The organism is Rheinheimera texasensis DSM 17496, assembly GCF_000711985.1.
Lineage (GTDB): Bacteria > Pseudomonadota > Gammaproteobacteria > Enterobacterales > Alteromonadaceae > Pararheinheimera > Pararheinheimera texasensis.
Genome location: NZ_KL544005.1, coordinates 338,591 through 360,045, shown reverse-complemented (window position 1 = coordinate 360,045; position 21,455 = coordinate 338,591). Strand labels below are relative to the sequence as shown.

17 protein-coding genes are annotated in these 21,455 nt (G+C 53.4%); all 17 read left to right on the top strand.

Annotation, left to right across the window (positions count from 1 at the left end):
• Positions 1-90: 90 nt before the first annotated feature.
• The 17 genes from Q399_RS0112265 (at position 91) to ftsZ (ending at position 21,429) form a co-directional block, all read left to right on the top strand.
• Positions 91-3,177 (top strand): efflux RND transporter permease subunit, encoded by a 3,087-nt coding sequence (locus Q399_RS0112265; protein WP_031568858.1) that lies wholly within the window; start codon positions 91-93, stop codon positions 3,175-3,177.
• On the top strand, positions 3,164-4,270 hold the full coding sequence (locus Q399_RS0112260; RefSeq protein WP_051685942.1) for an efflux RND transporter periplasmic adaptor subunit: 1,107 nt from the start codon (positions 3,164-3,166) through the stop codon (positions 4,268-4,270). The genes Q399_RS0112265 and Q399_RS0112260 overlap by 14 nt, the downstream gene beginning before the upstream one ends.
• 486 nt (positions 4,271-4,756) lie before the next feature.
• Complete coding sequence (mraZ, locus tag Q399_RS0112255) at positions 4,757-5,227, top strand: division/cell wall cluster transcriptional repressor MraZ (protein WP_031568854.1); 471 nt, start codon at positions 4,757-4,759, stop codon at positions 5,225-5,227.
• A complete protein-coding gene (rsmH, locus tag Q399_RS0112250) occupies positions 5,224-6,180 on the top strand; it encodes a 16S rRNA (cytosine(1402)-N(4))-methyltransferase RsmH (protein ID WP_031568851.1) in 957 nt (318 codons plus the stop codon). Before mraZ ends, rsmH begins: the two co-directional genes overlap by 4 nt.
• Positions 6,177-6,485: a cell division protein FtsL gene (gene ftsL / locus Q399_RS0112245; RefSeq protein WP_031568849.1), complete on the top strand. Its 309-nt coding sequence runs from the start codon at positions 6,177-6,179 to the stop codon at positions 6,483-6,485. Before rsmH ends, ftsL begins: the two co-directional genes overlap by 4 nt.
• Entirely contained in the window at positions 6,482-8,227 is a 1,746-nt protein-coding gene (locus Q399_RS0112240; protein WP_031568847.1) for a penicillin-binding transpeptidase domain-containing protein, read from the top strand. The genes ftsL and Q399_RS0112240 overlap by 4 nt, the downstream gene beginning before the upstream one ends.
• The gene (locus tag Q399_RS0112235; protein ID WP_031568845.1) at positions 8,217-9,728 is read left to right on the top strand and encodes a UDP-N-acetylmuramoyl-L-alanyl-D-glutamate--2,6-diaminopimelate ligase; all 1,512 of its coding nucleotides are present in this window, start codon (positions 8,217-8,219) and stop codon (positions 9,726-9,728) included. The genes Q399_RS0112240 and Q399_RS0112235 overlap by 11 nt, the downstream gene beginning before the upstream one ends.
• A complete protein-coding gene (locus tag Q399_RS0112230; RefSeq protein ID WP_031568843.1) occupies positions 9,728-11,104 on the top strand; it encodes a UDP-N-acetylmuramoyl-tripeptide--D-alanyl-D-alanine ligase in 1,377 nt (458 codons plus the stop codon). The genes Q399_RS0112235 and Q399_RS0112230 overlap by 1 nt, the downstream gene beginning before the upstream one ends.
• Positions 11,098-12,180, top strand: coding sequence for a phospho-N-acetylmuramoyl-pentapeptide-transferase (gene mraY, locus Q399_RS0112225; protein ID WP_031568841.1), 1,083 nt, complete (start codon positions 11,098-11,100; stop codon positions 12,178-12,180). The genes Q399_RS0112230 and mraY overlap by 7 nt, the downstream gene beginning before the upstream one ends.
• Before the next feature lie 19 nt (positions 12,181-12,199).
• A complete protein-coding gene (murD, locus tag Q399_RS0112220; RefSeq protein ID WP_031568840.1) occupies positions 12,200-13,534 on the top strand; it encodes a UDP-N-acetylmuramoyl-L-alanine--D-glutamate ligase in 1,335 nt (444 codons plus the stop codon).
• On the top strand, positions 13,531-14,730 hold the full coding sequence (ftsW, locus tag Q399_RS0112215; protein ID WP_051685941.1) for a putative lipid II flippase FtsW: 1,200 nt from the start codon (positions 13,531-13,533) through the stop codon (positions 14,728-14,730). The genes murD and ftsW overlap by 4 nt, the downstream gene beginning before the upstream one ends.
• Positions 14,723-15,832 carry an undecaprenyldiphospho-muramoylpentapeptide beta-N-acetylglucosaminyltransferase gene (gene murG / locus Q399_RS0112210; RefSeq protein WP_051685940.1) on the top strand — a complete coding sequence of 370 codons (1,110 nt, stop codon included), beginning with the start codon at positions 14,723-14,725 and terminating at the stop codon, positions 15,830-15,832. Before ftsW ends, murG begins: the two co-directional genes overlap by 8 nt.
• Position 15,833: 1 nt before the next feature.
• Positions 15,834-17,291, top strand: a complete 1,458-nt coding sequence (gene murC / locus Q399_RS0112205) for a UDP-N-acetylmuramate--L-alanine ligase (RefSeq protein ID WP_031568836.1) — start codon at positions 15,834-15,836, stop codon at positions 17,289-17,291.
• Positions 17,288-18,202, top strand: coding sequence for a D-alanine--D-alanine ligase (locus tag Q399_RS0112200; protein ID WP_031568834.1), 915 nt, complete (start codon positions 17,288-17,290; stop codon positions 18,200-18,202). The genes murC and Q399_RS0112200 overlap by 4 nt, the downstream gene beginning before the upstream one ends.
• Positions 18,199-18,960, top strand: a complete 762-nt coding sequence (locus Q399_RS0112195) for a cell division protein FtsQ/DivIB (protein WP_031568831.1) — start codon at positions 18,199-18,201, stop codon at positions 18,958-18,960. The genes Q399_RS0112200 and Q399_RS0112195 overlap by 4 nt, the downstream gene beginning before the upstream one ends.
• Entirely contained in the window at positions 18,957-20,192 is a 1,236-nt protein-coding gene (gene ftsA, locus Q399_RS0112190; RefSeq protein WP_031568830.1) for a cell division protein FtsA, read from the top strand. Before Q399_RS0112195 ends, ftsA begins: the two co-directional genes overlap by 4 nt.
• Positions 20,193-20,217: 25 nt before the next feature.
• Positions 20,218-21,429, top strand: a complete 1,212-nt coding sequence (gene ftsZ / locus Q399_RS0112185; protein WP_031568828.1) for a cell division protein FtsZ — start codon at positions 20,218-20,220, stop codon at positions 21,427-21,429.
• Positions 21,430-21,455 lie beyond the last annotated feature (26 nt).

Below are 21,455 nucleotides of genomic sequence, written 5' to 3'. Positions count from 1 at the left end.
CTTATCCGTCCCAGATTTGACTGGGAATTTCAGCCTTGCCTCATATACTCGGCGCATCAACCTTGTGGAAATCGCTGTGGAATTGATGCCATGAATCTGACCCGAGCGGCCTGCAAAAACCCTGCAGCGACCTTTGTGCTGGTGTGCCTGATTTTATTATTTGGCCTGCTGGCGTTATATAAATTACCGATCCAATTACTGCCGGATTTAGACCGGCCGCAGATTTTTATCAATAACGGCTGGCGGGCTGCTGCGCCGCAGGAGATGGAAGCAACCATCATTGAGCCGCAGGAGAACACGCTGCGCAATGTGCCCGGAGTTGTCGAAATTCAGAGTAATGTCGGTCAGGGCTTTGGTTCTATTTCGCTGACCTTTGAAGTGGGTCAGGACATGCAACGTGCCATGCTGGACGTGATTAATGCGCTGAATCAGGCGCCGCCCCGGCCACGCGAAGCGGCCGAGCCACAGATTAATGTCGGCAGCGGCCGTGGTAACGTCGCGTCTATTCTGATTAAACAAATGAACCCTGCGGCCGGTGATGATTTTGGCCCTTATCTGAAACTGATCCGTGACAACGTTGGGCCGCGGCTGCGCGCCATTGCCGGCGTCAGCAATGTACAGCTGGCGTCTGATTTACCGCGTGAACTGCATATCACTTTTGACCCTTACAAAATGGCCGCACTTGGCATTGGTATTGAGCAGCTGCAAAGTAGTATCAGCCGCTCAGTCAATATGTCCGGCGGTTTTGCTGAAGTCGGCCGCCGTCAGTACACAGTGCGCTTTGAAGGCCAGTTTGAGCCGGCCGATTATGCCCGGATGATAGTGTCTTATAACCAGGGCCGGCCGGTTTACCTGCAGGAAATTGCTGAAGTCGAACTCGGTTATCCGGAAATCAACGGCTTTACCAAACGCAACGGCTTGCCGGCCTATTATCTGACGCTGGAACGCGGTGAAAACTCCAATACAGTGGCCATTCTGGATGAAGTGAATAAAGCCATAGTGGAGCTGAACCGCGACATTCTGGCCCCTAAACAGCTGGAAATGGAACTGAGTTTCGATGCTTCAATCCATATCCGCCGCGCCATCGCGCTGGTCAATTCCAATTTGTGGCTTGGCGTCGCGCTCAGTCTCGGCATTTTGTATCTGTTCTTGCGCGGCTGGAAAGCTACGGCCTTGATTGGCCTGACCATTCCGGTTTGTTTATTGATTGCGTTTGTCGTGCTGCAGGCCTTTGGCCGCAGCCTCAATGTAATTTCGCTGGCGGGGCTGGCTTTTGCTGTCGGCATGGTGCTGGATGCGGCCATTGTGGTGCAGGAAAACATAGTCCGGCTGATGCAGCAGGGGCTGGCGCTCGGGGCGGCGATAAAGCTCGGCTGCCGGCAGGTCGGTGGTGCTTTGTTAGCTTCCACTGCGACTACTGTCGCGATTTTCCTGCCGGTGCTTTATATGCAGGGTGTCGAAGGGCAGCTGTTTTACGATTTAGCGCTGACGCTGGCGGTGTCAATTTCGGCTTCAATGCTGGTGGCGCTGACTTTGTTACCGGTTTGCACCATGCTGTGGTTTAAACCGGCTGACATCAAACCAGACCCGCTGGCAGCACGCTGGGCGCTGTTGAGTCGTGGTGTGATGCGCCTGACCAAAGGCAAAACCCGTGCTATCGGCTGGTCTTTGGCGTTAGTACCGGGCGCTATGCTGCTGATGTCGCTGTTATTACCTAAAGCGGACTTTTTGCCACAGGCCAACGGCGACGGCATTTTCACTGGTTTTACCCTGCCGCCTGGGGGCAATATCAAAGTGATGGAGCAGGAAATAGGCCAGTTACTGGTAAAGCGCTTAAAGCCTTATTACGAGGACAAAAAGTATCCGGCGATCAAAGGCTACAACCTGTCGATGTTCTCAGCTTTTAATGTGCTGTTTGTATATCCGGAAGACCCGCGTTCGGTCAATGATATGTTGACCTTGCTGCGTACCGAAATTTTAAAAGACCTGCCCGATACTGAATCTTTTAGTTTCCGCGCCAGTTTACTCAATTTTGGCTTTAACTCCGGCCGGGAAATGTTTGTCGATTTTCAGGGGCCTGACACTGATTTCCTGATGACGCAGGCCGCTGCGGCCAAAACCATCATCGAGCAAAAGCTGCCGGGCGCCAATGTGCAGGCGGAACCCGGGCTGCAACAGAACCAGCCGGAGCTGCGTATCCTGCCGGATGAACACAATATTGCCCAGGCCGGCGTGGACCGCTTTTCGGTGGCGACTGCCATCCGGGCTGTTACCGACGGCATTTATGTCGGTGAGCAGTTCGATGGCAACGAGCGGATGGACATTATTCTGCGCGCACCCGCCTGGGACAATCCGGAGCAGTTGCAGGCCACGCCGATTTTCACCCAACAGGCTGGTGTGCAGACGCTGGGCCAGCTGACACAGATGCAGCGCACTGTGGGCCCCACCACTTTACTACGCGTCAACGGCCTGCGTACCGTCAGCCTGCAGGTTTCACCACCGGCGACTATGGCGCTGGAAGATGTGGTTAATGTGCTGCAACAGGACATAGTGCAGCCGCTGCGTAACAAACACGGCAACGACATGACGGTGCAATTTCGTGGCAGCGCCGACCGGTTGGAAAAAGCGATGAATTCAATGCTGGTGAATTTTATCGTTGCCGTGCTCATTCTGTTTTTACTGATGGCAGCTTTGTTTAAGTCCGCACGGGACAGTCTGCTGGTGTTGCTGACGATGCCCGTGGCACTGGCTGGCGGTGTGGTTGGGCTGAAATTGCTGAATCTGTTTGTGTTCCAGTCGCTGGATTTACTCACCATGATTGGTTTTATCATTTTGCTGGGTCTTGTCGTCAACAATGCCATTTTGCTGGTCGAGCAATATCGCCAGTCGTTGGCTCTTGGGATGGCGCAGCTGGAAGCCATTGAGTTTGCAGTACAAATCCGCGCCCGGCCGATTTTGATGAGTACCTTAACCAGTATTTTTGGCATGTTGCCGCTGGCGTTGATCCCAGGCGTCGGTACTGAGATTTATCGGGGTCTTGCCATCGTTATTGTCGGTGGTATGACGTTTAGTATGTTGTTCAGCTTGATTTTAGTGCCTGCGATGCTGCAGGCGTTACCGGCCAAACGCCGGGAAAAACCAGTCTATGTTGCCGAGGTATCCCATGAAATTGCCTGAGAAAAAACTCCTGCTAAGCCTGCTGTTTGGTGCTGTGCTGACAACGCCAGGCCTTGTCACCTTCGGTGCGCACGCCCAGAAGCAAACCCCGGCGCGGGTAGTCAGTACAGCGCCGGTACGTATTATGTCGATCGCGCCGACCATGATGGTGTCCGGCCAGGTGCAGAGTAAATATCAGTCAAATTTAAGCACTGGGGTCGACGGCCGGCTGGATTGGATAGCCGAACCCGGCCAGCAAGTGCAGGCCGGTGAAGTGCTGGCGCGGCTTGATCTGAAACCCTTACAGCTGCGCGCCGCAGAACTGCAGGCGCAGCTGAAACGGGCGCAAATTCAGTCGTTGCGACTGGACAAAGAACTGGTGCGCCAGCGCAGTTTGCTCAGCAAAGCGCTGGTGTCGCAGACTTTGGTCGATCAAACTCAGGCTGAGGCTGATCTGGCGCGCGCCGATATCGAATTGAGCCAGGCATCATTAGCACAGTTGCAGGATCAGCTGAGCCGCGCTGAGTTAAAAGCGCCTTTTGCCGGTGTGGTCAGTCAGCGCTTTCATCAGCTGGGTGAAGAGATCAGCCGCAGTGCGCCTTTGCTGCAACTGGTCAATCTGGAACAACTGGAAGTGCGGATCTACGCGCCACTGCAATATGCGCCATTTGTACAGCCGGGCCAACAGGTGGCGGTGTTTGATCAGCAAGGTCAACGTTCGCTGAAGGTCGTGTCGATTATTCCGGTGTCTGACAGCCGCTCGCAGACCTTTGAAGTGCGGCTGCAGGCGAAAGACAATGGTTTTCAGGTCGGCCAGCTGGTCAGTGTTGGTATTCCGACGGCTGTGGCAAAAGAAAGTCTGGTGATCCACCGCGATGCGCTGGTGCTGGCGCAACAACAGCATTCAGTGTTCCGGGTGGCTGCCAATAAAGCGCAGCAAGTAAAAGTGGCTTTGGGCCAGGGCCAGGGCGAATGGTTGCAGGTGGAAGCTGAACTTAATAATGGTGACCAGCTGGTGGTGCGCGGCGCTGATACCCTGACCGATGGCGCCGCAGTGCGGGTGCTGAGCGCTGATGAATTTAAACTGACCGGCAGCCGTGCCGGCGTGCAATAACATCAAATGAGATCATAGATGGGGGTCAGATCAGCCCCCCCTTTAAAACAAATCGTAGGTAGCAGCAAGCGAAGCCTGCTGGCCATCAGGTGCTGGCCACCATCTGGCGTACATCACCAGGTGCCACTTTTGCCTATCACGTTCTAAGAAACGAACCAATCCTGTCAGCTCATCCCACACCTCTCACTAATGGTCATAGATGGCTGGATAGCTAATTGCAATTAGCCGCGGCGACAGACTTTTGCTTTAGGTTACGCGGCACTTTTTAAGTATTGATCTACCGATCAGTGGATTTTTCTCCCACTTTTTCCCCCTTTTTTCCCACCTCAGCCGCAAGCCGCATTTTTATTGGATCTTATTCGATCGATCCGTTGGGGTTTCGCCTTGACAATGCCGAATTTTCAGCCCTAAACTGTGACATTGTGGAAGATTGTGGGTCAATGTGGATCTTTCACGGATCAAATAATAACCAAGTGGGATCAATTCATGTTTCGTGGGTCATTTGCTCTGAGCCTGGACGACAAGGGACGGTTAACGCTGCCAACGCGTTACCGTGACCTGCTGTTGTCTGAAGCCAGCGGCCAATTGATCTGCACCATCGACCATAAAGATCCCTGCTTGCTGCTGTATCCGTTGTCTGAATGGGAAGAAATCGAAGAGAAGCTGAAACGGCTGTCGAGCTTTAACCCGCAGGAACAACGCTTAAAACGGCTGTTACTGGGCCATGCCACCGATTGTGAAATGGACAAAAACGGCCGCATTCTGTTACCCGCCACGCTGCGCTCCCACGCGCATTTAAGCAAAGGCCTCCGCTTGGTCGGGCAACTGAACAAATTTGAGATCTGGGACGAAGAGACCTGGCATCAACGCGTGGCTGAAGATATGGCCGCTGAACAGGAACTGGCCCAGGCCGGCGATGCCGAGCTGTCTGAGCGCTTAATGGACTTATCGCTATGAGCCAGCCCGCACACATTTCAGTCTTGTTAAGCGAGACCATCGAAGGCCTCGCCATTCGGCCGGGCGGAGTTTATATCGACGGTACATTTGGCAGGGGAGGGCATAGCCGTGTCGTGTTAAGCCAGCTCGGTCCACAAGGCCGCTTGTTTGCCATTGACCGCGACCCGTCAGCTATCGCTGCGGCTGCTGCTGATGAATTTGCCAAAGACGCTCGTTTTCATATCAGCCATTGCGCATTTGCTGAGCTTGCCACTGTGGCGGCAGACCAGCAAATCACTGGTCAGGTTGACGGTATTTTACTGGATTTAGGCGTGTCGTCGCCGCAATTAGATGATGCTGAACGCGGTTTTAGTTTTATGCGTGACGGCCCACTGGATATGCGGATGGACCCAACGTCCGGCATTTCAGCGGCCGCCTGGCTGGCCAAAGCTGACGTTGAAGACATCACCTTTGTGCTGCGCGAATACGGTGAAGAGAAATTCGCCTGGAAAATTGCCAATGCCATCGTTGAAGCCCGTGGCACTGAGCCTTTTACCCGCACAGCACAGCTTGCGGCACTGATAGCCCGCGTGGTGCCAAAGAGTTTCAAAGAGAAAAAACATCCTGCCACCCGCAGTTTTCAGGGCATCCGCATTTATATCAACAGCGAACTGGAACAAGTGAATCAGGCGCTGGAAGCGGCATTGACGGTATTAAAACCGGGCGGCCGTCTCGCGGTGATTAGCTTCCATTCGTTGGAAGACCGGCTGGTAAAGCAGTTTATGCGCAAACACAGTAAGCCGGCACAACTGCCCAAAGGCATTGTGCTGACTGAAGCGCAAATGCGCCAGGACCTGGCGCTGAAACTGATTGGCAAGGCCATGATGCCTTCCGATGCTGAGCTTGCGGCCAATCCGCGTTCCCGCAGTGCAGTGCTGCGCGTCGCCGAGCGGATGGGGAGTCCCAAGGCATGAGCGCTATCCGGCTGAACCAGCTGATTTTGCAGGATTTAGGCCAGCATAAGCTGGTGATTTTATTACTGGCAGCGGCAATTGGATCTGCGCTGGCGGTGATCGAACTGACCCATATGAACCGGCAGCTGACGATTAGTCAGGACAAATTATTTCAACAAAGAGATGCGCTGGATATGGAATGGCGCAATTTATTGGTCGAACAGCGAGCTTTGTCTGAACATAGCCGCGTTGAAGAGCTGGCAAAGAAACAGCTGCTGATGGTTCGTCCGCTGGGACAGCAAGATATAGTGGTGGATGAACCATGAGAAAAGGCACTGCTCGTCAGGCTAAGGCCCGTAAACAACCAACGTTAATCAGCTGGCGTTTTGCCTTTGTTGTGTTGTCGTTGTCCACTATTTTTGTTGGCTTGATTGCCCGTGCTGCTTATTTACAGGTTATTGAACCGGATAAATTAATCGAACAAGGCGATTTACGCTCGCTGCGTGTTAAATCCGACGAAGTGCTGCGCGGTATGATCACCGACCGTCATGGCGAAGAGCTGGCAGTCAGTGTGCCGGTTGAATCTATTTATGCGGATTCCAAAATGGTGATTGAATCCGGTGCGAACAAAGACCAGCGCCGTTGGCATGCCTTAGCTGAAATGCTGCAAATCACGCCGGAAGAACTGACGAAAAAAATCGCCACTGACAAGAAAAAACGTTATGTCTATCTGCAACGTCAGGCCAGTCCGGCCACTGTGGACTACATCCGTAAGTTGAAAGTGCCGGGACTGTATTTCAAACAGGAATCCAAACGCTATTACCCATCGGGTGAAGTGACAGCGCATATTCTTGGTTTTACCAACGTCGATGACCACGGGGTCGAAGGTGTTGAACGCCAGTACGACAGCATTTTAAAAGGCACGCCAGGGCGTAAACTGGTACGTAAAGACGCCAAAGGCCGTGAAATTGAAGTGCTGGAAGAAGAGCAGTCAACAGCTTCCCGCAATCTGCAGTTATCGATTGACCAGCGCATACAGGCGGTGGCGTATCGTGAGCTGAAAAAAGCGGTGCTGACTTTTGGCGCAGCATCAGGTTCTTTAGTGCTGGTTGACGTGCATACGGGGGAAGTGTTGGCTATGGTCAATAGCCCGTCATATAACCCGAATAACCGCAAGAATACGGCAGTGCACCGGTTCCGTAACCGCGCTATTACCGACACTTTTGAGCCAGGCTCAACCATCAAGCCATTACCGGTTTTGGCTGCGCTGGAAAACGGCACTGCCAATATGAATACAGTGATTTCCACTGGCTACGGCGCGATCATGGTTGGTGGCCGTCGTGTGCAGGACACTAATGGCTACGGCGACCTGGACCTGACCGGCATCATGCGCAAATCATCCAATATCGGTGTGACTAAGCTGGCCCTGGGCATGCCGCATGAAGACTTGCTGGATATGTATTACGAGATGGGCATTGGCTCAGAAACCGGTCTGGGTTTGATTGGTGAAAGTGACGGCATGTTGCGTGAGCGCTCGCGCTGGTCAGATCATGAGCGCGCCACTTTATCCTTTGGTTATGGTTTGTCTGTGACCGCAGTCCAGTTGGCAAAAATGTATTCCGCTATTGCCAACGGCGGTGTGGTCCGGCCGCTGACTTTATTAAAAACAGAACAACCGCCGGCTGGCAAACAAGTAGTGTCAGAGCAATATGCTGATGCCATGGTCGAAATGCTGGAGCAAGTCACCGAAAAAGGTGGTACTGCGACCAAAGCCCGTGTGCCTGGTTATCGCGTTGGTGGTAAAACAGGTACTGCGAAAAAAGCCGTGGCCGGTGGTTATGGCAACGATTATATCGGCTCTTTTGCCGGCATAGGCCCGATTTCAAGTCCGCGCCTGGCTTGTGTGGTGATCATTAACGAGCCCAGTGGCGATTATTATTATGGCGGTGAAGTGGCTGCGCCTGTATTCAGCACCGTGATGGGCGCTGCAATGCAGTTGCTGAATCTACCACCGGATGGCAATGACAGCCGTATTACTAAGGTGACCGGAGGTCCCGATGCAGGTTAACCGACTTCAGCGCTGGTTGACTCCGTTCAAAGCGACTGCCGCAGGGCAGTCGCTTTGTGCGTTAGAGAAGCTGCCAGAAATAAGCAATACTGCCGAATTGCAGTACAACACTAAACAATTGAAAGCTGGTGATATTTTTCTGGCTTTGCCCGGTGTAGGCGGTCATGGCAACCGTTTCATCCGTCAGGCACTGGCGCAGGGCGCAGCCTTTATCCTGACCGACAGTTTGCCAGACACCGAAGCGCACCTGGCGCTGGAGCCGCAGCTGTGTGTCTGGCCAGATATGCTTAGTGTGCTGCCACAACTGCTAAGCAGCTTTTATCAGGACGCCGCCAAACGGCAGGAGCTGATAGGCATTACCGGGACTAACGGCAAATCCAGCACGGCGATTTTCGTCAACCAATTATCAGATTTGCTAGGTAAACCGGCCAGCGTGATCGGTACTTTGGGTTATGGCTCGTACCGCAACCTGACTCCTTTACAAAATACCACGCCGCACCTGGCTGATTTACACCGGATTTTTTATCGCGCCTGCGAACAAGGCCAACTGCGCACCGCGATGGAAGTGTCATCGCATGCGCTGGTGCAGCAACGCGTTGCCGGGCTGCAGTTTAAAGTGGCGGTCTTTACCAACTTAAGCCGCGATCACCTGGATTATCATGGCACTATGGAAGCTTATGGCGCCGCTAAAGCGCTGCTGTTCAGCCCTGAGCTTTGCCAGACCGCCGTAATTAACGTGTCTGATGAGTTTGGTAAAACACTGGCGCAGCAATGCAAGGTGCCGCTATTGGTGTACGGCCGCAGCAGTGACTGTGCCGGTTACAGCCAATACTTAAGCTACGACCAGCTGCGCTCCGACGGCAAAGGTTTTCAACTGCGTCTGCATAGCCATCTGGGTGATTACGATGTGCATATTCCGCTTTTGGCTGAATTCAACGTGCAGAATGTACTGGCCGCCATTGGCGCCTTAGTGCAGTGCGGCCACAAGTTATCCGCGATTCTGGACGCTGTGAAAAAACTGAAAGCTGTGGCGGGTCGGATGGAAATGTGGCAGTTCCCGGATGATGTCGCGCTGGTGGTTGATTATGCGCACACGCCGGATGCACTGATGCAAAGCTTGCAGGCGCTGCGGCAGCAATGCCGGGGCCGGATCTGGTGTGTGTTTGGTTGTGGCGGCGACCGCGATAAAGGCAAACGGCCTTTAATGGGACAAATCGCCGAACAACACGCAGATCATGTTATCATTACCGCCGACAACCCCCGCACTGAAGCTGTACTCGATATCTGTAAAGACATTGCTGCCGGAATGCAAACCGGCGCCAACTGCCAGATCGAACCTGATCGGGAATCTGCCATTAAACTGGCCCTGATCGAAGCCCACGCGCACGACATGATTCTGGTGGCCGGTAAAGGCCACGAGACTTATCAGATATTGGGAAATGTAGTGCGGGACTATGACGAACGTAAATATATCAATGATTTATTGGCGGAGATGAGCTGATGATCACTTTAATGACCAGTGACATTGCCAAAGCATTATCGGCCCAGCTGATTGGCCCCGATATCGAGGTAAACAGTGTCAGTACCGACAGCCGGAATATTCAGGCCGGCGATTTGTTTATTGCCCTGCAAGGTCCAAATTTTGACGGCCATAAGTTTGCCGAAGAAGTCGTGAATAAAGGAGCCTGTGCGCTGGTGGTGACCCGGCACCTGGATGTGCCGGTCCCACAATTAATAGTAGCGGACACTCGTTTGGCGCTCGGGCAGCTCGGCGCACTGGTCAAAAACCGGCTGAAAGTCAAAACTGTGGCCGTGACCGGCAGCGTCGGCAAAACCACTGTCAAAGAAATGATGGCGGCGATTTTATCGCGAATTGGCAATGTATTAGCCACAGCCGGCAATTTTAATAACGAAATTGGCGTGCCGCTGACCTTATTACGGTTGAACGAAAGCCACAATTTTGCCGTGATGGAGCTTGGTGCTAATCACTTAGGCGAAATTGCCTACACCAGCTCGTTGGTCAAACCGGACGTGGCAATGATCACCATAGTGGCGCCGGCGCATATTGAAGGCTTTGGCGACATTTTTGGTGTGGCCCGTGCGAAAGGCGAGATTTATAGCGGTTTATCCGCCGGTGGTACTGCCATTCTGCCGCTGGATTCTGAATACCACAGCTATTGGCTCCCTCGCGTGCAGCACCTGCAGGTACAAAGTTTCAGTGCCACCCAACATGCTGATATCTACGCCGACAACATTGAACTGGACGCTGAAGGCTGTGCCGGTTTTGAACTGCACACGCCAAAAGGTCATTGCTTTGTGCAGCTGACCATTCCGGGCAAACATAATGTGCATAACGCCTTAGCCGCCACTGCCGGCGCACTGGCGCTCGGCGCCAGCTTGACTGACGTGCAGCTGGGACTTGCCGCGATGCAACCGGTCAAAGGCCGCATTAATGTCTATCAGCCAACACCTGGTGTGCGCATTATCGATGACACCTATAACGCTAACGTGGAATCTGCCAAAGCGGCCATCGATTTACTGGCTGCTTACGGTGGTCAGCGATATCTAGTGTTGGGCGATATGGGTGAATTAGGGCCAGATGCGCGCATTTACCACGAAGAAGTGGGTATTTACGCTAAACAGGCAGGGATTAACGGTCTGTTCACTTTAGGCGTGTTATCTCAGAATGCCAGCGAACAGTTCCATCAGCACGGCGCGCATTTCAGTTCGCGTGACCATTTGCTGCCTAGATTGCATGGCTTGTTACAGAGCAAAGAAGATGTATCCATTCTGGTGAAAGGCTCGCGCAGTGCCCGGATGGAATTAGTAGTACAAGACTTGCTAGAAAGATGTCAGCAGGAGAAAAGCGCATGTTAGTCTGGTTGGCTGAGTTTCTGACTCAATATATCAATGCTTTTAACGTCTTTAGCTACCTGACGTTCCGCGCCATTCTTGGCGTGTTGACCGCCTTATTACTGAGTCTGTATTTTGGTCCGAAACTGATTGCCGCGCTGCAGCGCCTGCAAATCGGCCAGACAGTACGCAATGACGGCCCTGAGAGTCATTTCTCGAAAAAAGGCACTCCGACTATGGGCGGTTTGTTGATATTGGGTTCTATCGCCATCAGCACTCTGCTGTGGGCGGACCTGACCAACAAATATGTCTGGGTGGTGCTGTTTGTACTGCTGGCTTACGGCTGGATTGGTTTCATCGACGATTACCGCAAAGTCATTCGCAAAGATCCTAAGGGCCTGATTGCGCGCTGGAAATACTTCTGGCAGTCGGTGTTTGCTATTGCCACGGCGTTTTTCCTGTATGCCACCGCCGAGCGGCCGGCCGAAACCAGTCTGGTGGTACCATTTTTAAAAGACGTGCTGCCACAGCTCGGGTTGTTCTTTTTGGTCACCACTTATTTTGTCATGGTCGGTTTTTCTAATGCGGTCAATCTGACGGATGGCTTGGATGGTCTGGCGATAGTACCGACTGTGATGGTAGCCGCCGCTTTTGCCATTATCGCTTATGTCAGCGGCAACGCTGTATTTGCCAATTATCTGCATATCCCGCATTTACCGCTGACTTCCGAACTGGTAGTGGTTTGTACCAGTATCGTCGGCGCCGGCCTGGGTTTTTTGTGGTTCAACACCTACCCGGCGCAGGTATTTATGGGTGACGTTGGTTCACTCGCTTTAGGTGCGTTACTAGGTGTGATCGCTGTGCTGGTGCGTCAGGAAATTGTGTTGATTGTGATGGGCGGTATTTTTGTTATCGAAACCATGTCGGTCATTTTACAGGTTGGTTCATACAAACTGCGTGGCCAGCGTATTTTCCGCATGGCACCCATTCATCACCACTATGAGTTAAAAGGCTGGCCGGAGCCACGCGTGATTGTGCGGTTTTGGATCCTGTCGATTATTTTTGTGTTGATTGGTCTGGCGACGCTGAAACTGCGTTGATCTGAAAGGAAATAAAGGCATGACAAAGCTGTTTCAGGGTAAAAGAGTGGCAGTGATTGGCCTCGGGGTAACCGGGCTTGCCACTGTGCGTTTTTTGCTGAAACAAGGCGTGAAGCCGGTGCTGATGGATACCCGGCTGAAAGTCGCCGGCCTTGATGCAATTCCGGCAGAAAAAGTCGATGGTATTTACCTCGGTGAGCTTGATGCCAACCGGCTGGCCCGGATGGACGTGCTGTTGGTCAGCCCAGGCCTTGATACCAGTCATCCGGCCATTCGTTTTGCCACGGCGCAAGGTGCACAGCTGATGGGGGACGTCGAGCTGTTTGCGCTTTGCAATGAAAAGCCTGTGGTGGCTGTCACCGGTTCTAACGGCAAATCGACTGTGACAACGCTTGTCGAATTTATGCTGAACTGCAGCGGTATTCCGGCGTTAGCGGCCGGCAATATTGGCCTGGCGGTGCTGGATGCGCTGGAGCGCAACGACGCCAGGGTTTATGTACTGGAGTTATCGAGTTTTCAGCTTGAAACCACGCATAGCCTGAAATTACGCGCTGCCGCCAATTTAAATGTCACTGAAGATCATCTGGACCGGCACGGTACTATGGCGGCTTATGCTGCGGCCAAACAACGCATTTATCTGCATACTGACCTCGCGGTGTTTAACGCTGAGGACAGCCTTACCCGGCCACTGGGCTGTGCCGCACCACAAATTGGCCTGAACCTGCAGCAACCGCAGGATGGTTATGGTCTGGTGCAACATCAGGGCGAAAGCTGGTTGCTGGTGGCTGGTGAGCCTTTAATGCCGGTCCGTCAGATGTCGATGGTCGGCCGGCATAATCAGTTTAACGCGCTGGCGTCCTGTGCCCTGGCATTGGCCGTGGGTTGCAGTCGCGAAGCATTAGTGCAGGCGTTACAAACTTATCAGCCACTGCCGCATCGCTGCACTTTAGTCGCTGATCATCAGGGTATTCGCTGGGTCAATGATTCCAAAGCCACTAATGTTGGCGCAACGCTGGCGGCAATCGCCGGTTTGCGTGCAGATGTACCGGGCAAGCTGATTCTGATCGCCGGTGGCGATGGTAAAGGCGTGGATTTTCATGAATTGGCGGCTGTGCTGAAGCAGCAGGTCGATCAGGTCATTACTTTAGGCCGCGACGGTCCGGCGATTGCGGCTTTGGTGCCCGGCGCGATTCAAGTGGCGGATTTAACTGCGGCGGTGAAACAAGCCGCGGCCATCGCTAAATCCGGCGACATGGTGTTGTTATCACCGGCCTGTGCCAGCCTCGATATGTTTAAAAACTACGAAGAACGCGGCCGTCTGTTCGCCGAAGCTGTGTTGCAGGTGCTGAAATGAAAGCATGGCTGGCGCAGCAATCCGAGCAGTTCGTCGAACATTGGGTCGACTGGTGGCGGGCTGAAGACGGAGTCAGTTATGACCGGTTTTTCTTTACGCTGATGGTGTTGCTGCTCGGCGTTGGTTTTATCATGGTGACCAGTGCCTCAGTGCCGGTGGCAGAACGTCTGTTCGGCGCGCCGCTGCATTACAGTATCCGGCATCTGGTTTATATTCTGATTGGACTCGGTTTTGCCTATCTGGCGCTGAACGTGCCGATTGACCGCTGGCTGCAGGGCAGTATGGTGCTGCTGGTGTTAGGCATTTTCGGTTTGATTGCGGTGCTGGCGTTTGGCCGCAACGTCAACGGCAGTACGCGCTGGCTCTATGTCGGCCCTATTGGTATTCAGGCGGCGGAACCTGCTAAATTGTTCTTTTTTATCTATTTATCCAGTTATCTGGTGCGCCGGCACGAAGAAGTTATTGAAAATTTTAAAGGCTTTTTAAAACCACTGCTGGTGTTGTTTGTGTTTGCCGTCTTGCTGCTGATGCAGCCTGACCTCGGTACTGTGATCGTGATGTTTGGCACCAGCGTGGTGTTGTTATTTTTAGCCGGCGCCAAGCTCTGGCAGTTTTTTGGTCTGATCCTGACAGGCCTGGCGTCGATGTCAGTGTTAATTGTCTACAGCGAGTATCGCTGGCGGCGGGTTACGGCTTTTCTTGACCCCTGGGCCGACCCTTTTGGCAGTGGTTATCAGCTGACACAATCTCTGATGGCTTTTGGTCGTGGCGGTTTATCCGGCCAGGGCCTGGGGAACTCAGTGCAAAAGCTCGAGTATCTACCTGAGGCGCATACGGATTTTATTTTGGCGATTATTGCCGAAGAAACCGGTTTGCTTGGTGTGCTGGCAGTGGCGAGTTTGCTGTTTCTGATGATGGTGCGCGCCTTGTGGATTGGCAAAAGAGCTGTGCAAAAAGGCCTTAGTTTCCACGGCTTTCTGGCCTATTCCATCGCGATTTGGATTGGCTGCCAGACCTTTGTGAATATCGGTGTGGCGACAGGCGCTTTGCCGACTAAAGGTCTGACCTTGCCTTTTGTCAGCTCCGGTGGCAGTAGTCTCATCATTATGCTGGTGGCCGCCGCCATAGTGTTGCGCATTGATTTTGAAGTCCGGCTCAAAGGCCGCCACGCGATTAGCGGAGGCGCCCATGCCTGACATGACTGAACGCGCGCTGGGAGCTCCGCGGCCGACTGTGCTGATTATGGCCGGCGGCACCGGTGGACATATTTTCCCGGCCCGCGCCGTCGCTGATGTTCTGGCGGCAGAAGGCTGGCAAGTGCATTGGCTTGGTACCGCAGATCGGATGGAAGCGCGTTTAGTGCCGCAGTTCGGTTATCCGCTGCATACCATCGGTGTTGCGGGGCTGCGCGGTAAAGGCTGGCGCTCCATGCTCAAAGCACCTGTGATGCTGCTGCGTTCTTTATTGCAGGCGCGGGTGCTGGTGAAGCAGTTAAAGCCAGATCTGGTCCTTGGCTTTGGCGGTTACGCCAGTGGTCCGGGTGGTCTTGCGGCCTGGACTGATGGTGTGCCGTTGGTTATTCACGAGCAAAATGCTGTCGCGGGCACGACCAACAAGCTGCTGGCGCGTATTGCTGATCAGGTGCTGGTCGCCTTTCCGCAGGCCTTTTCTGCTCAGAAAAACCGGCTGGTGTTGGGAAATCCGGTACGCAGCGAGCTGATTGGGCAAAATCCGCAGAATTATTTGCAGAAAAGCTTAAATATTTTGATCGTCGGTGGTAGTTTAGGAGCCAGGATTTTTAATCAGGCGCTGCCACCGATCCTGAAGCAGGCCGCGGCCTGCGGCCAGATCCGGGTGCGTCATCAGACCGGGCAACATGAGCTGGCACAAACCGAATTGGCTTATGCGGATAAGCCGGAAAATCTCGATGTGCAAGTCACTGCTTTTATTGATGATATGGCTGAGGCTTACCGCTGGGCCGATTTGGTGATTTGTCGTGCCGGTGCACTGACAGTCAGTGAAGTGGCGTGTGTTGGTGTAGCTGCCTTGTTTGTGCCTTTGCCAACAGCGATCGATGATCACCAGACCGCAAATGCCAATGTGCTGGTCAGCAGGCAGGCCGCATTGTTATTGCCACAGGCAAAATTAAATCCCGAACATTTAGTGCCGCTGTTGCAGGGCTGGTTGTCTGACAAGACGCCGCTGGTACACATGGCACAACAGGCACGATCTTGTGCCATCGACGATGCCGCCGAACAGGTGGCAGCAGTTTGTCGACGTATTACAGGTGTAAATTAAGATGATAACAAAAACCATGCACCCGGAAAAAACAGCAATGCGTCGTGTTGAACGCATTCATTTTGTCGGGATTGGTGGTGCAGGCATGGGCGGTATCGCCGAAGTCCTGCTCAATGAAGGCTATAAAATTTCCGGCTCAGATCTGGGCCCAAATCCGGTGGTTGAACGCCTGACGGCATTAGGTGCTGACATACAGTTCGGCCACAAAGCAGAGAATATTCAGGGCGCCAGCGTTGTGGTGGTCTCCAGCGCCATTAAAACCGATAACCCGGAAGTGAACGCTGCGCTCGAACAACGCATTCCGGTGGTGCGCCGCGCCCAGATGCTCGCTGAGCTGATGCGCTTTCGCCACGGAATCGCTATCGCCGGCACTCACGGCAAAACCACGACGACCAGCCTGGTGTCGTCGATTTTCGCCGAAGCCGGTGCAGACCCGACTTTTGTCATCGGTGGTTTACTCAATTCAGCCGGTACCAACGCGCGTTTAGGCGCAGGCCGTTATCTGATAGCCGAAGCCGATGAAAGTGATGCGTCCTTCCTGCATTTGCAGCCGATGGCCGCCATCATTACTAATATCGAACCAGACCATATGGAAACCTACCAGGGTGATTTCGAAAAAATGAAATCAACTTATCTGGAGTTTTGCCATAACCTGCCATTTTACGGCGCTGTGGTGCTATGTATCGACGACCCGGTGTTACGGGAACTGATGCCACGCATTGGCCGCACCATCATTACTTATGGTTTTAGCGCCGATGCGGACTATCGTATCAGTGACTTCAGTCAGTCCGGCACCAGAACACAGTTTATCGTGACAGACCCAAGCGGCCACAGCCGCACTATTGAATTAAATCTGGCGGGTCGCCACAACGCTTTAAATGCCACAGCAGCTTTTGCCATGGCGCAGGACGAAGGTGTGCCTGAAGCGGCAATCCTCGCGGCCTTCAGTAAATTTGAAGGCATTGGCCGGCGCTTCCAGCAATATGGCGAATTCGACACCGGCCGTGGCAAAGTGTTGTTAGTCGACGACTATGGTCATCACCCCAGCGAAGTCGCGGCCACTGTTGCAGCAGCTCGCAATGCCTGGCCAGAGCGCCGGCTGGTGATGGCGTATCAGCCACACCGTTACACCCGCACTCGCGATTTGTACGAAGATTTTGCCAAAGTGCTATCGACTGTCGACAGCCTGTTGCTGCTGGAAGTTTACAGCGCCGGTGAAGCGCCAATTGCCGGAGCGGATAGCCGCAGCCTTTGCCGCAGCATTCGTGCCCGCGGTCAGCTCGACCCGATTTATGTCGCAACTCCGGCGGATTTACCGGCAGCTTTAGCGGACGTGTTACAGGACGGCGACGTGCTGATGACACAGGGCGCCGGTAATATCGGTGCCTTGGCCAAACAACTGGCCGCACAAAAACTACATATCGAAACGATGAAACAATCCACAGGGAGCCAGTCATGAGCAGTAAATTTGGCAAAGTGGCCGTGATGTTAGGTGGCACCTCCGCCGAGCGTGAGGTGTCGTTAAAATCAGGCGCTGCAGTATTAAAGGCATTGCAGGCGCAAGGCATTGACGCCCATGCCTTTGACCCAAAAGAGCAGCCGCTGAGCGACCTGGAAACCCAGGCCTTTGACCGGGTTTTTATCGTGTTACACGGTCGTGGCGGCGAAGACGGCACTATGCAAGGCGCATTGCAATTGCATGGTATTCCTTATACCGGCTCCGGCGTGCTCGGCTCTGCACTGGCGATGGATAAAATCCGCTGTAAGTTTCTGTTCAGTGCCCATGGTTTACCAACAGCACCGTTTCGGGTGGCACAAAAAGGTGAAACCATTGATTACGCCGCGATGCTGGCACAGCTCAATGGCAAAGTGATGGTCAAGCCTGCCAACGAAGGTTCCAGTATCGGCATGTCGGCAGCGACCACGCCGGCAGAACTGGAGCAGGCATTAGCCCTTGCTTTTGACTATGACGATGCGGTGCTGGTGGAGCAGTGGATCAACGGTCGCGAATTCACTGTGTCGATGTTAGATGGTCAGGCTTTGCCGGTCATCGAAATGCGTACGCCTCGCGCTTTTTATGATTACGAAGCCAAATACCAGTCCAACAGCACTGAATATTTATGTCCGGCGCCAATTACTGCAGAGCAGACGGCCAGTTTACAGCAAGCGGCGATGGCAGCGTTTAAAGCTGTGGGCGCCAAAGGCTGGGGCCGTGTTGATGCGATGCTCGACAGCGATTGTGAGTTCCGTCTGCTGGAAGTGAACACAGTGCCTGGCATGACCGAAAAGTCACTGGTACCGATGGCGGCGCGGGCGGCGGGTTACAGCTTTGAACAGCTGGTGGCAAAAATATTAGAGCAGGCGTTATGAGTTCATTGCGTCAGAGCCAAAAAACACCTTTCACCCCGGCTTTTGTCGGTGGTGTGGTGTTTTTCCTCTGCGCAGTAGCCCTGGTGATTTGGTTTGGTGTCAAGGTCAGCCAATGGGCGGCACATCAACAAACAGCGCCGATTAAACAGGTGAAATTATATGGCGATTTTGGCCATATCAAGCCGCAGACATTACACAGCAAACTGCAGCAGCATCTGGTGGGCAATTATTTCAAGCTGGATGTCGACGAAGTTGCCGCTTTTTTACAACAGCAACCCTGGGTACATCAGGTGGCCGTGCGTAAACAGTGGCCCGGCACTTTAGTGGTGGTCGTGACAGAGCACAGCCCGGTCGCCATCTGGAATAAAGAGTATTTGCTGAATAAACGCGGCGAAGTGTTCCGCGCACCACTGGAGCAACTGCAGGCAACTTTGCCAAAACTGAATGGTCCGGAAGGCGCTGAGCAGGACGCACTCAGCATGTACGGCAAAGTGCAGGCACTGTTGGCATTACATCAGTTCGAGGCGGCCGGTTTGTCGGTCACCGAACGTTTCGCCTGGGAAGTGCAGCTCAGCAACGGTATTGCGCTGAAGCTTGGGCGGGAAGATACGTTAAAGCGGGTGCAGCGATTTATCGACCTGTACCCGGTGGTGGTGAAACATAAACCGGAAGCGATAGTACAAGTCGATTTACGGTATGACACAGGATTAGCGGTGCAATATGCGCCGCCGGTGATAACGGAAAAGAGAAAAGCATGACCAAGTCGTTAGATCGGGATCTGATCGTCGGGTTAGATATCGGCACCTCGCAAATTAAAGCCGTGGTCGGTGAGATCACCGCAGATAACCAGCTGGCGATTGTCGGCGTCGGTACCCATATTGCCCGCGGTATGGATAAAGGTGGTGTGAACGATCTGAATCTGGTGGTGCAGTCAGTGCAACGCGCCATTGATGAGGCCGAATTGATGGCGGATTGCCGCGTGTCTTCAGTGTATTTAGGCATTACCGGCAAACATATCCGCTGCCAGAACGAAAGCGGCATGGTACCGATTAACGATACGGAAGTGACCGCTGATGATGTCGCCAACGTGATCCACGCAGCGAAATCGGTGCCGATCTCCGCTGAACGCCGGTTATTACATGTGTTACCGCAAGAATTTTCCGTCGACATGCAGGAAGGCATCAAAAGCCCGATTGGCATGTCCGGTGTGCGGATGGAAGCCAAAGCGCACATCATCACTTGCGCCAACGACATGGCGAAGAACATTGAGAAATGTGTCGAGCGCTGCAGCTTACATGTTGATCAGCTGATATTCAGCTCGCTGGCGTCAAGCTTTGCCATCCTGACGGAAGATGAAAAAGAGTTAGGCGTCTGTGTGGTTGATATGGGCGGCGGTACTATCGATATCTCGATTTATACCAATGGCGCGCTGCGCCATACCGCGGTGATCCCGGTGGCCGGCAATCAGGTCACCAGCGACATCGCCAAAATCTTCCGCACGCCGATTGGCCATGCCGAAGAGATTAAAATTCAGTACGCCTGTGCGCTACGCAGCATGGTCGGCAAAGAAGAAAGTATTGAAGTGCCAAGCGTCGGTGGTCGTCCGGCCCGCAGCATGTCACGGCATACATTGGCTGAAGTGGTTGAACCACGTTATCAGGAATTGTTTGAACTGGTGGTGGAAGAAATTCGCGCCAGTGGTCTGGAAGAGCAAATCGCCGCCGGCGTGGTGTTAACCGGTGGCACCGCCAAGATGGAAGGTGCTGTTGAGTTTGCTGAAGATATCTTCCAGATGCCGGTGCGGCTGGGCTATCCGGCCCATATTACCGGCTTAACCGAATATGTAAACGACCCGGCTTATGCCAGCGTGGTCGGTCTGTTATTGTATGGCAAAGATGCGCGTGCCCAGCAGAAAAAAGCAGTGGCGGCACGGGAGTCGGTTGGTGGTTTTGTCAAAAAACTGACCAGCTGGTTTAAAGGCGAGTTTTGAGTAAGCGTAAAACGGAGAGAGCAACATGTTTGAGTTAATGGAAAACCACAGCGAAGAAGCTGTCATCAAAGTGGTTGGCGTCGGTGGCGGTGGCGGTAACGCTGTCGAATACATGGTCGCCAGCAACATTGAAGGGGTGGAATTTATTGCCGCCAACACCGATGCGCAGGCACTGCGTAATTCATCGGCCAACGTCACGCTGCAATTGGGTGCCAATGTCACTAAGGGTTTAGGCGCTGGCGCGAACCCTGATGTCGGCCGTCGTTCAGCTGAAGAAGATCGCGACACCATTAAAAAGACCATTATGGGCGCTGATATGGTGTTTATCGCTGCCGGCATGGGCGGTGGTACTGGTACTGGCGCAGCACCAATTGTGGCGCAGGTTGCCAAAGAGCTGGGTATTCTGACTGTTGCTGTCGTGACTAAGCCTTTCCCGTTTGAAGGCAAAAAACGTTCTAATTATGCCGACGAAGGCATCAATGAACTGGCAAAACACGTCGATTCACTGATCACCATTCCAAACGACAAGTTATTAAAAGTATTAGGTAAAGGCACCAGCCTGCTCGATGCGTTTAAAGCCGCCAATAACGTGCTGCTGGGCGCTGTGCAGGGTATTGCTGAACTCATTACCCGTCCGGGTCTGATTAACGTCGACTTCGCCGACGTGCGCACCGTGATGTCAGAAATGGGCACTGCGATGATGGGTACCGGCCGTGCCACTGGCCCGGACCGCGCTGAAGAAGCGGCCGAACAGGCGATCTCCAGCCCACTGCTGGAAGATATCGATTTGTCTGGTGCTAAAGGCATTCTGGTCAATATCACGGCTGGTTTGGACCTCACCATCGAAGAATTTGAAATCGTTGGTAATGCAGTGAAAGCTTTTGCCTCAGAAAATGCCACTGTGGTTGTTGGTGCGGTCATTGATCCGGAAATGTCAGACGAGCTGCGTGTCACAGTGGTTGCGACTGGTATTGGCGCAGAACGTCGTCCGGACATCAGTCTGGTCCACGGTCATCACCGTGCAGAGCCTGTGCGGGGTGGTTACCACACTGCACCGGCAGCCTTTGGTCACGGCGGCAGCGTGTACGGTCATGCCGGCAACACTGCGCGTGAAATGCGTGAAGCCCAGCCAGCAATGGCAGCAGTCGAAGCGCCACAAAGCAAGCCACAGGCCGATAACAAAGCCAATATTGATATTTTCGACATCCCGGCATTCCTGCGTAAGCAAGCCGATTAATCGAAAAAATAGCTGGATTTAAGCTG